Annotated in this window: 7 protein-coding genes; all 7 read left to right on the forward strand. The window is 72.0% G+C overall.

Features of this window, described 5'->3' with window-relative positions; genetic code table 11:
* Nucleotides 1-563 precede the first annotated feature (563 nt).
* A complete protein-coding gene (locus M4J07_RS42855) occupies nt 564-1,490 on the forward strand; it encodes a ParA family protein (RefSeq protein ID WP_255981781.1) in 927 nt (308 codons plus the stop codon).
* Complete coding sequence (locus M4J07_RS42860; RefSeq protein WP_255981783.1) at nt 1,487-2,122, forward strand: hypothetical protein; 636 nt, start codon at nt 1,487-1,489, stop codon at nt 2,120-2,122. Before M4J07_RS42855 ends, M4J07_RS42860 begins: the two co-directional genes overlap by 4 nt.
* A gap of 179 nt (nt 2,123-2,301) precedes the next feature.
* Nucleotides 2,302-3,288 carry a Gfo/Idh/MocA family protein gene (locus M4J07_RS42865; RefSeq protein ID WP_255981785.1) on the forward strand — a complete coding sequence of 329 codons (987 nt, stop codon included), beginning with the start codon at nt 2,302-2,304 and terminating at the stop codon, nt 3,286-3,288.
* On the forward strand, nt 3,285-4,292 hold the full coding sequence (locus tag M4J07_RS42870; protein ID WP_255981787.1) for a Gfo/Idh/MocA family protein: 1,008 nt from the start codon (nt 3,285-3,287) through the stop codon (nt 4,290-4,292). Before M4J07_RS42865 ends, M4J07_RS42870 begins: the two co-directional genes overlap by 4 nt.
* A gap of 151 nt (nt 4,293-4,443) precedes the next feature.
* Nucleotides 4,444-5,013 carry an NADPH-dependent FMN reductase gene (locus M4J07_RS42875; RefSeq protein WP_255981789.1) on the forward strand — a complete coding sequence of 190 codons (570 nt, stop codon included), beginning with the start codon at nt 4,444-4,446 and terminating at the stop codon, nt 5,011-5,013.
* Between the two features lie 429 nt (nt 5,014-5,442).
* Nucleotides 5,443-6,636 carry a cytochrome P450 gene (locus M4J07_RS42880; RefSeq protein ID WP_255981791.1) on the forward strand — a complete coding sequence of 398 codons (1,194 nt, stop codon included), beginning with the start codon at nt 5,443-5,445 and terminating at the stop codon, nt 6,634-6,636.
* Between the two features lie 29 nt (nt 6,637-6,665).
* Nucleotides 6,666-11,673: polyketide synthase (locus M4J07_RS42885; RefSeq protein WP_308284825.1), on the forward strand; the 5,008-nt coding region annotated here is incomplete at its 3' end.

Consider the following 11,673-nt stretch of genomic DNA (forward strand, 5'->3'; position numbering starts at 1 on the left):
GCGGGGATCGTTGCGGGGCGGTTGGAGCGCTCGTCGGACTCGCTGCGCGACCGGCGGGTGACCTGCCGCCTGGTGTGGGTGCGGGCAGTGCTGTGTGGGTGCTGAGGGGACCGGCCGCCTGCTGTCTGGCTGGCGCAACTCCCTGACCGGATGCCCGGATGACGGTGTGTCGGTGTATGTGACTGGTGATCTTCCTGGTAGTGTGCCGATGGCCTTGTGACACAACTGCTCTGGAGGTGACTGTTCTTGTGGAGGCGTCAGGTGGTGTCTTTGCTTGTCGGTTCGCCTGGACGGTTACAGAGGTTCACGCGTGCTGAGCGGTCTGGGTCACAACGTTCGCCATCGCTGTCCGACGTGCTGGTCGACCATCCCGAAGTACGCGGTTGACCTGCGGAACGGGGGAGTGGGGACCGGTTTCGGGGCTCGACCGACGGCCCTGGACCCTTCCCAGACCCCTTGGAGACACCCTGCGGAGCGCAGGATCGTTCTGAGCGAACTTTTGACCCTTCAAACCAGCTCAAATAGGGCAAATCTTGTCCCGGCCTGAACCAGAGTGAGGACCCATGGCCAGCCCCTTCGAAGCACCTGACGCGTATGCGCAGCAGCCCGGCATCCCCTGGGAAGCGCTGTCGCACATCTTCATGTTCGGCAACGGCAAGGGCGGCGTCGGCAAGTCCTCCGTCTCCGCGAACGCCGCCGGAAAGGCAGCCCGCAGCGGTCTGCGGACGCTGATCATCGACTGCAACGCGCAGGGCAACATCGCGCGTGAGCTCGGGTACAAGCGGGCCGAGTGGAACGACGGGGGAGCGGGGCTGCTCGAAGCGCTGCGGACCGGCGCGCCGCTCACGCCGCGCAGGAACGTCCGGGAGAACCTCGACGTCGTCATGGGCGGTCCCGCGCTCGGCGACGAGTTCGGGATCTTCTTCCACACGCTGCTCGCGAAGGAAGGCCCGCACGCCTACCTGCGGCTGCTGATGTGCCTGCTCCCGATCGCGCACGAGTACCAGATCATCATCCTCGACACCCCGCCGGAGAACCCGTCGCTGCAGCGCCTCGCGCTGTCCGCGTCGCGCTGGCTGGTCATCCCCGTCAAGAGCGACGGGGGCGCGGAGGACGGGCTCGCGCAGATCGGCATGGAGTTCTCGTACGTCAAGTTCGTCAGCCAGATCAACCCGCACATCGCGCTGCTCGGGGTGCTGCTCTTCGACACCGGGCGCACGTACACGGGGATCCACGCCGACGTGCGGCGCCAGGTGCGGAAGGTGCTGGGCGAGGAGGCCCACATGTTCAAGCACCTGATCGGGCACACGGAGTCGGTGGCCCGGCTCGTGCGCAAGCGGGGGCTCCTGGTGCAGGAACTCGTGGAACGGCGCGCGAACGGCGACCGGTCGATTCCCGAGACCGCCGAGGGGCTTGCCGCAGACTACGAAGGATTCACCGAAGAGATGTTCGCCAGGGCGCTCGAACTGAGGAAGGAAGCCACGGCATGACACCGCCGAAGAACAAGAAGACGCGCGCCGACGAGGACGACGAGCAGACGATGTCCGACGAAGGCGTCGGCAACCTGTTCAGTGGTGGGGGAGCGGCGTCGTCGAACGCGCTCGCCGGATGGGCCACCCCGCAGACCTCCGCGCCCGCGGCCGCCCCGCTGCGGCCCGCCCCCGTGCAGGCCGCTCCGGTGGCGCCGGTGGCCGTCGTGCCGTCGCCGGCGCGTGAGCCCGTCGACGAGGCGCCGCCCGCTGTCAACGACGCGGACACCGCCAAGCCGGTCGGCTTCTACGTGTCGACGAACGTCGCCAACCGCTTCCGGAAGCTGCGCAAGCAGAGCGATCTGACGCACACCCAGATCGTGTTCCTCGCCGTGGAGGCGGCCGTCGAGAAGGGGCTCGCCCAGGTCGTCGAGGACGCTCGCCGGGCGCCCAAGTTCCAGTCCAAGCTGTTCGCCGTGGCGCCGGACAACACGGATCTGCGCGGTCTGGGCCCGGTACAGCTGCAGTACAAGCCGACTCGGGCGCAGCGTGGGGTCATCGACGGACTCGTGGCCGATGCGGGGCTGCCGGACCACACGAAGTTCCTGGCCGTCGTGCTCGACCAGTACCTCCCGGGGCGCCGGGACGCCTGACGCCCCCTTCGCTCGCCCGGCCGTCGTCGCGCCAGGACTACTCACGTTGGTGATGGTCCTGGTGAGCGGTGCGGGGCGAGACTGATCGGACCTCAGACGTGTGGGGCGTCGGCGGCCTCTCCGGGTGCTCGGGCTCCCCTGCGCAGACGTTCGACAGGGAAGAAGGGCTGGGGGGTGCCATGCGGCAGCTCGAGGTAGCACTGATCGGCGCAGGGTTGATAGCGCGGCTGCATCTGGAGGCGTGGACCGGTGCCGGGGCGTCCGTGCGCGTCCACTCCCAGGACGGCAGGGCCGCGGAGCTGGCCGCCGAGTTCGGCGCCAAGGCCGTCGACTCCCTGGCCGACGCGCTGGACGGCGCGGACGCCGTGGACATCTGCTCGCCGACCGGCACCCACCGCGACATCGCGCTGGCCGCCATCGCCGAGGGCGTGGCGGTGGTCTGCGAGAAGCCGCTGGCGGCCGACGTCGCCGAGGCCGAGGAGATCGTCGGCGCCGCGGACCGGGCGGGCGTCCCGCTCTACCCGGCGCACGACATCCGCTTCGCCCCCGCCTTCGCCCGGCTCCACGAGGTGGCGGCCGACGGGCGCCTGGGCGCGGGCACGGTCGCCCGGTTCACCGTGGCCGGCTACCACCCGCGGGCCTGGGACGGCCACGCCTCCGCCGAATCGGGCGGCATCCTGACGGACCAGATGCTGCACGGCGTGGACATCGCCTACTGGCTCTTCGGGGACGTCGTCCGCGTCCACGCCCACTACCAGGGCGAGATCACCGCACCGGCCCCGCAGGGGACCAGCGCGACCGGCACCGCCGTGCTCACCCACGCCAGTGGCGCGCTCAGCCAGGTCGTCAGCCGGTGGACCCCCACGCCGCAGCCGCCCATCCGCGTCACCTACCACGTCGCGGGCACCGGCGGCACGATCGTGCACGACTCCGAGTGGCCCCAGGAGATCCAGGTGTCCGGCGGGCCCGCCGGCGTCCTCGGCTACTACGGGGAGTCCCCGTTCGCCGCCGAGATCCGCGAGTTCGCCCAGGCACTGCGGGGCGGACCCCCGCCGCGCCTGGTGTCCCACGACGCACTCGCCGCCGTCCGCATCACCCAGGCCGCGGCACGCTCCGCGTGGACCGGCCGCGCCGTGGAACTGCCCGTGAAGGGGGCCGCAGCATGAAGGTCGCCGTGTTGTCGTTCGCCCATGAGCGCGCCGCCACGTACGCCCGTCTGCTGGGCGACCTGCCGGACGTCGAGCTGGTCATCGCGGACCCCGACGGCTCTCCCGACGATCCGTCGCGGGGGAGGGACACGGCCCGACGGCTCGGCGCGGCGTACGCGGACAGCTGGGACGAGGTGTTCGCGCTGCGTCCCGACGCCGTGGTCGTCACCAGCGAGACCGACCGCCGCCGCGACCTCGTCGAGCGGGCCGCCGGAGCCGGAGCACACGTGCTGTGCGAGCACCCGCTGGCCGCAGACGAGGCCGACGCCCAGGCCATGGTCCGGGTCTGCGAGGAGGCGGGCGTACGCCTCAGCCTCGCCTCGCCGGTCTGTTTCGGACCTGCGTTCGCCGCCGTACGCCAGGAACTCGCCAAGGAGGAGGTCCTCGGCGACCTCACGACCGTGCTCGGCGCCTACAACCGGCCGCGTCCGGCCCGGTCGCGGGCGGCGGAGAGCGGCGCGCTGGGCGCGGGTGCGCCGCCGCTGCTCGACATGGTGGACGCGGTGCTCGGCGGAACACCGGCGCAGCAGGTCTACGCGCAGGCGAACAGCGTCCTCAGCGGGGACCCGGACGTCGAGAGCGCGGCCCTGGTCACCGTGCGGTACGCGGACGGCACCGTCGTGTCGATCGACTGCAGCTGGGGCCCGGCGGACGACGCGTCGGCCGCGGGCGGGCCGACCATGACCTTCGTCGGGGACCGGGGGAGCGTGGAGTTCACCGCGTCCCCGCGGCTGGTCGGCGGATTCGACTCCGCCACGTCCCGCGAGCGGTGGGAGACGCGCGGGGACGATCCGTACGCGGTGATGATCGGCGAGTTCGTCGCCGCGGCCGGCCGGGGGAGTGGTGCCGGGCCCGACGGGGCGGCAGGAGTGCGGACGCTGCGGATCGTCCGGGCCGCCCGTGCGTCGCTGCGCACCGGTCAGCCCGTCGAGCTTGCCGTGCCGCAGGCCGCCCGGTCGTAGCGGCCGCCGCTGTCTGGCCGGTTCCCGCCGCCCGTCCCGGAGTGCTCCGGCACTCTGTTGACCTTGCTGACCCTGTTGACCCCGTTGACCTTGCTGCACCCGCTGCCCCTGCTCACCTTGCCCCTGAGTCCTGTTGAACCTGGAGACACGCATGACCACCATCGGCATCATCCTCGGCACCACCCGCCCCGGCCGTGTCGGACCGCAGATCGCGGAGTGGGTCGAGAAGACGGCCCGTGCGCGTGAGGACGCGGACTTCGAGCTCGTCGACATCGCCGACTTCCACCTCCCGCTGTTCGACGAGCCGCGCTCGCCGCGCATGGGCGACTACGAGCACGACCACACCCGCGCCTGGGCCGCGAAGATCGACGCGCTGGACGGCTTCGTCTTCGTGACGCCCGAGTACAACCGCTCGATCCCGGCCGCCCTGAAGAACGCCATCGACTTCGTCTACAACGAGTGGAACAACAAGGCCGCCGGCTTCGTCGGGTACGGCAGCAACGTCAGCGGCTCCCGCGCCATCGACCACCTGCGGCACATCGCCGCGGGCGTCCAGCTGGCGGCCGTGCACACCCAGGTCAACCTGTCGCTCAGGACCGACTTCGAGCAGTTCACGACCTTCGCCCCGGCCGCGGGCCACGAGGTGATGCTCCAGCAGATGCTCACCGAGGTGGTCACCCTCACCAAGGCGCTCGCCCCGCAGCGCCAGGCAGCTGCCTGAGACAGCCGACTAGGGTGACTACCTGAGACAACGCCCCACCGCTCTCACCGCAGGCGGGCCGCATCCTCGGACGGAGGATGCGGCCCGCCTGTCGTGCTGTGCGCTCCTGCCGGCGTACGGGGAAAGGGAATTCCGAGCGGATCTGGACCGGAATTCGAGCGGCCGCCGCGACGGAATTCCCGGCCGCTCGGAAGCGCACGCAGCGCCCCTCGGGATCGGCTCAAGAGAGCTGCCACCTACCAGAGTTGAGGATGCCGTGCCGTCCGGGCTCGTCTAATCTGGCGCTGGGGACACCGGAAAGACGGTATTGGCCGCATCGGCCGCATTGACTGCATTGGCTCCCGCATTCTGCGCACTTGAATTCTGTGAATTGAACCGTGAATTCCATGCGCGCGTGAATTGCGAGTCCAATCGGTTGGGGAGGAATTCATGAGCGACGCAATCTCCTTCGAGGAGCCCTGGGCCCGCACTCATCAGTTCGACCCTCCGGCGGTGTTCGACGCGCTGCGCAAGGAGCGGCCGCTCGCGCGGATGACGTACCCCGACGGGCACGTCGGCTGGATCGTGTCCAGCTACGAGCTGGCGCGCTCGGTCCTCAGCGACCCCCGGTTCAGCCACAGCACGGAGATCGGTCACTTCCCGGTGACGCACCGCGGCCAGGTGATGCCCAACCACCCGCGCATCCCCGGCATGTTCATCCACATGGACCCGCCGGACCACACCCGCTACCGGCGGCTGCTCACCGGCGAGTTCACCGCCCGCCGGGCGAGCCAGCTGAGGCCGCGCGCGGAGGCCGTGGCCGCGGAGCAGATCGCCGTCATGCGCGAGCACGGTGCCCCCGCCGACCTGGTGAAGGACTTCGCCAAGCCGCTGTCGCTGCGCATCCTGTCCGAACTCGTCGGCCTGCCCTACAGCGAGGTCGACCGCTACGGTCACGCGCCGACGCTGCTGCACGACACGGACGCGGACCCGCAGGAGGTCGGCGCCGCGATGGGGCAGGCGGCCGCCTTCTTCGCGGAGGTCATCGAGCTGCGCCGCAAGGAGCCCGAGGACGATCTCATCAGCCGTCTCATCGCCGGCGGGCAGCTGACCACGGAAGAGCTCTGCAACATCGTCACGCTGCTCCTCTTCGCGGGCTACGAGACCACCGAGAGCGCCCTGGCCGTCGGCGTGTTCGCGCTCCTGCACCACACCGAGCAGCTGGCGGCGCTGCGCGCCGACCCGGCCAGGCTCGACGCCGCGATCGAGGAGCTCCTGCGCTACCTCACCGTCAACCAGTACGACACGTACCGCACGGCGCTCGAGGACATCGAGCTGAACGGCGAGACCGTCAAGAAGGGCGACAGCGTCACGGTGTCGCTGCCCGCCGCCAACCGTGACCCGGCGAAGTTCGGGTGCCCCGCCGACCTGGACATCGGCCGCGAGACCTCCGGCCACGTGGCGTTCGGCTTCGGCATCCACCAGTGCCTCGGCCAGAACCTGGCCCGTGTCGAGCTGCGCGCCGGCTTCTCCGCCCTCCTGGACGCGTTCCCCGACCTGCGCCTCGCCGTCGGCTTCGAAGAAGTGCCGCTGCGGCTCAAGGGGTCCGTCTTCGCGGTGAAGTGCCTGCCCGTCTCCTGGTGAACTTTCCTTCCGAAAGGACTTGCGGTCCAGTGCGCAGCGACCTCATCAAGCCACTTCCCGTCACCCTCCTGGAGAACGCGGCGCGTTTCCCCGACAAGGTCGCCTTCGCGGACGACCGGCGGGCGGTCACCTACGGGGACCTGGCGGCACGGACCCGCAATCTGGCCGGACACCTGGCCCACCTCGGCGTCGAGCGCGGTGACCGTGTCGCCATCTGCCTCGGCAACACCGTGGCCACCGTGGAGAGTTACCTGGCGATCGTGCGGGCCGGTGCCATCGGGGTGCCGCTCAACCCCGCGTCGGCCACGGCCGAACTGGAGTACCTCCTCGCCGACAGCGGCGCCGTGCTCGTCATCACCGACGCCGCACGGGCGCGGCGACTGCGGGCCGCGCCCGGAGTGGCGCCCGGGACCGTGCTGCTCGTGACCGGTGACGTACCGGCAGACCTCGTCGGCGGAGAGACGGACGGAACACTCGGCGGAGGGATCGGCGGGGCGGGGGTGCACGCGTACGACGTGCTGGCCGGCACCGAGCCGGCCGTGCCCGCCAGGGACGACCTCGGCCTCGACGACGTGGCCTGGATGTTCTACACGTCGGGGACGACCGGGCGGCCCAAGGGCGTCCTGTCGACGCAGCGCAACTGCCTGTGGTCCGTCGCCTCCTGCTACGTACCGGTTCCCGGCCTCACGGAGCGGGACCGGGTGCTGTGGCCGCTGCCGCTCTTCCACAGTCTGTCGCACATCGCGTGCGTGCTGTCCGTCACCGTCACCGGTGCCACCGCCCGGCTCATGGACGGCAGTTCCGCCGAGGACGTCATGCGGGCGCTCCGCGAGGACGGCACGACGTTCCTGGCCGGGGTCCCCACCACCTACCACCACCTGGTGAGCGCCGCCCGGCAGCACGGATTCCGGGCGCCGGACCTGCGCGTCGGCCTGGTCGGCGGCGCCGTCACCGGTTCCGGCCTGCACCGCGACGTCGAGGAGACCTTCGGGGTCCCGCTGGTCGACGCCTACGGCAGCACCGAGACCTGCGGTGCCATCACGATCAACCCGCCGGACGGCGCCCGCGTGGACGGGTCCTGCGGCCTGCCCGTGCCGGGTGTCGGCGTCCGCGTCGTCGACCCGGCCACGGGGACCGACGTCCCGGCGGGGGAGGAGGGGGAGGTCTGGGTCAGCGGGCCGAACGTCATGGTCGGCTACCACGGCAGCCCCGAGGCGACCGCCGAGGCGATACGGGACGGCTGGTTCAGGACCGGTGACCTGGCCCGGCGCGACGCCGCCGGGTACTTCACCATCTGCGGACGGATCAAGGAACTCGTCATCCGGGGCGGCGAGAACATCCACCCCGAGGAGGTCGAGGCGGCCCTGCGCACCGTCCACGGGGTCGCGGACGCCGCGGTCGCCGGAGCACCGCACGACACGCTCGGCGAGGTCCCCGTCGCGTACGTGATCGCCGGTCCTGACGGGTTCGACCCCGCAGAACTCGTCGACCGCTGCCGCGAGCTGCTGTCCGCGTACAAGGTGCCGGAGCGGATCCACGAGGTCACGGCCATTCCCCGGACCGCGTCGGGCAAGACCAAGCGGCGGCTGCTCGCCGAGCAGCCGAACCGTCTGCGGTACGCGGCGAGCGGACACCACGATGCGCTGCTGCACGTCGAGTGGGTCCCGGCGCCGGCCCAGGTTGTGGTCCCGGCCCCGTTCCCGGCCTCGATCCCGGTCGTGGCTGTCGTCGGGGCGGGGGCGGAAGGTTTCGTCCGTGCCGTGGAAGCGGCGGACGGCTTGGTGCGTCGCTACACGGACCTGGCAGCCGTACGTACGGCAGTGGCCGGCGGCGAGACCGTGCCGGACGTGACCGTTCTGCTGCCGCCCGTCGGTTCCGGGACGGGGGATGCGGTCGCCGTGGGGCGTGCCAGGGCTCTGGTGCTGGCGGAGGACGTGGCGGACTGGTCGGCCCGGCCGGAACTGGCGGCCTCCCGGCTGGTGGTCGTCACCCGGCGGGGAGTCGCGGTCGACGAGCGGGACGGCGACCGGGACGGCGAGCGGGACCGTGATCGGGACCGTGATCGGGACTGCGGGCAGGATCTTGCGGAGGCTCCGCTCTGGGGCGTCGCGCGCTCCTTCCGAGTTGTCGGGCAAGCGGGGACGACCGTCCTCGACGTTCTGGACGCCGACGCGGATCTTTCCCTGGACGTCCTGGCCGCCGTGCTCGCGTCCGACGAGCCGCAGATCGCCGTGCGTTCGGGCGCTCTGCTGGTTCCCCGGCTGACGCCGCTGCCCGTGGTCGACCGGCCGGGTGCGGCCGGCTTCTCCGGCACCGTGGTGGTCACCGGTGCGGACACCGCGCACGGTGCCGCGCTCGCACACCACCTGGCCACGGCGCACCGGGCGTCGACCTTGCTGCTCGTCAGCGGTACGGGTGGTGGGGGCGGTGGGACCTTGGCGGGCGGTACGCCGGGCGATGCCCTGGCCTTCGCCGATACGAGCGTCATCCGGCTCGCGGCCGACGGGGCGCGCCCGGAGCTCCTGCGTGAAGCCCTGGCCGACCTGCGGCACCCCGTGTCCGCGGTCGTGCACGCCGCCGACGATCCCGAACTTGCGCTGCTGCTCGACCACTTGACCGCCGGTGACGACCCGGCGGTCTTCGTCGTGGTGTCGTCCGGGGCCGTCGGGCTACTGGGTTCCCACGACGACCCGGCCGCGGCCGCCGACGCGATGCTCGGCGACGCGGTGACGGGCAACCGTCGGCGGCGGCACCTGCCCGGCACCTTCCTGGCCTGGGACGGACACCCGGGGGACACCGACGCCGCGACGCATCAGGATCTGCTCGCCGCGTTCGACGTAGCGCTGACCGCCGACGTCCCGTCGCTGCTGGCCGCGCGGCCCGCCCTGCTGTCGGGCGGCAAGGCGGCACCGGACGCCCACGTGCCCGCCCTCCTGCGCGACGTGGCGGGACCGCCCGCCCGGCAGATCGAGCCGGACGAGGCCGTCACGGCAGAGCTGCGGGAACGGCTCGCCGACCTGGACGAGCGTGCGCAACTGGCGCTCCTGGAAGACCTGATCCGCACCCTGGCCGCCGACGTGCTCGGCCAGACGGGACCCGAACTCGTCCCCGCCGACCGGGCCTTCCGCGACCTGGGCTTCACGTCGGTGGCCATCGTGCTGCTGCGCAACCGGCTCCTGGAGCGGACCGGACTGCGGCTGCCCACCACGGCCGCCTTCGACCACCCCACCCCCGCCGCCCTGGCCGCCTTCCTGCGGTCCGAGATCCTCCGGGACCCCGACGCGACACCGGCCACCGCGCCGGTCACGGTCAGGGCCGCCGCCGACCCCGACGAACCCCTCGCCATCGTGGGCATGGCCTGCCGGCTGCCGGGCGGCGTCGCGGGCCCCGAGGACCTGTGGCGCCTGGTCCGTGACGGCGTCGACGCCGTCACGGACTTCCCCGACGACCGCGGCTGGGACCTGGAGGCCCTCTACCACCCGGATCCGGACCACGTGGGCACCTCGTACACGAACCAGGGCGGCTTCCTGGAGGACGCCGGACTCTTCGACCCGGGCTTCTTCGGCATCTCGCCGCGCGAGGCCCTCGCCATGGACCCGCAGCAGCGGCTCCTTCTGGAGACCTCGTGGGAGGCCCTGGAAGGTGCGGGAGTCGACCCGGTCTCGCTGAAGGGCGCCGACGTCGGCGTGTTCACCGGACTCTTCGCCCACGGGTACGGCACGGGTGCGGGCACGTCGGAGACGGAGGGGTTCGCGACCACCGGGCTGGCGTCGAGCGTGGCGTCGGGCCGGGTCTCGTACGTCCTCGGCCTTGAGGGTCCGGCCGTGTCGGTGGACACGGCGTGCTCGTCGTCGCTGGTCGCGATGCACCTGGCCGCGCAGGCGCTGCGGCAGGGCGAGTGCTCGATGGCCCTCGCCGGCGGTGCGACGGTGATGGCGACGCCGGACGACTTCGTGGAGTTCTCCCGGCAGCGGGCGTTGTCGGCCGACGGGCGCTGCAAGGCGTTCGCCGCGGCGGCCGACGGCACGGGCTGGGCCGAGGGCGTGGGCGTCGTCGTCCTGGAGCGGCTTTCGGTGGCGCGTGAGCGGGGCCACCAGGTCCTTGCCGTGCTGCGCGGCTCCGCCGTCAACCAGGACGGCGCGTCCAATGGTCTGACCGCGCCGAACGGGCCTTCGCAGCAGCGCGTCATCAGGCGTGCGCTGACCGGCGCGGGGCTCTCGGCGGCTGACGTCGACGTGGTCGAGGCGCACGGTACGGGCACGGCGCTCGGCGACCCGATCGAGGCGCAGGCGCTCATCGCCACATACGGCCAGGGGCGTCCTGCCGAACGGCCCTTGTGGCTCGGCTCGTTGAAGTCGAACATCGGTCACGCGCAGGCCGCCGCCGGTGTCGCCGGTGTGATCAAGATGGTGCAGGCACTGCGGCACGAGACGCTGCCGGCGACCTTGCACGTGGACGCGCCGACGGCGGAGGTGGACTGGTCCGCGGGCGCGGTGGAGTTGCTGACCGAGGCGCGCGAGTGGCCGCGCGCGGACCGGCCGCGCCGGGCCGGGGTGTCCTCGTTCGGTGTGAGCGGTACGAACGCCCACCTGATCCTGGAGGAGGCGCCTGCCGAGGAGGAGCCCGAGCCCGTCGCGGATCCGGATCCGGATGCGGGTGGCGTGGTGCCGCTCGTGATCTCGGCGCGCAGCATCGCTTCACTGGCGGGCCAGGCCGAGCGCCTCGCCGCCTTCGTGGAGTCCGGTGCGGGTGGTGTGGGCGCGGTGCCGTTGGCGGCGCTGGCCGGGTCCCTGGTTTCCCGTCGGGCCCTGCTTGCCGATCGTGCGGTCGTGGTGGCCGGGTCGGGGGAGGAGGCGCTGGCCGGGCTGCGGACGTTGGCTCGGGGCGAGAGTGTGGCCGGGGTCGTCTCCGGTGCTGGTGCCGGTGCCGGTGCGCCGGGGAAGGTCGTGTGGGTGTTCCCCGGGCAGGGGTCCCAATGGGCGGGTATGGGGCGGGAGTTGATCGACTCGTCGCCGGTGTTCGCGGACCGGATCGCCG

Source organism: Streptomyces longispororuber (assembly GCF_024448165.1).
Taxonomy (GTDB): domain Bacteria; phylum Actinomycetota; class Actinomycetes; order Streptomycetales; family Streptomycetaceae; genus Streptomyces; species Streptomyces longispororuber_A.

Bases quoted from the DNA above. Each gene is read 5' to 3' on its own strand.
- M4J07_RS42855 (WP_255981781.1), top strand. From the start codon at position 564: ATGGCCAGCCCCTTCGAAGCACCTGACGCGTATGCGCAGCAGCCCGGC.
- M4J07_RS42860 (WP_255981783.1), top strand. From the start codon at position 1,487: ATGACACCGCCGAAGAACAAGAAGACGCGCGCCGACGAGGACGACGAG.
- M4J07_RS42865 (WP_255981785.1), top strand. From the start codon at position 2,302: ATGCGGCAGCTCGAGGTAGCACTGATCGGCGCAGGGTTGATAGCGCGG.
- M4J07_RS42870 (WP_255981787.1), top strand. From the start codon at position 3,285: ATGAAGGTCGCCGTGTTGTCGTTCGCCCATGAGCGCGCCGCCACGTAC.
- M4J07_RS42875 (WP_255981789.1), top strand. From the start codon at position 4,444: ATGACCACCATCGGCATCATCCTCGGCACCACCCGCCCCGGCCGTGTC.
- M4J07_RS42880 (WP_255981791.1), top strand. From the start codon at position 5,443: ATGAGCGACGCAATCTCCTTCGAGGAGCCCTGGGCCCGCACTCATCAG.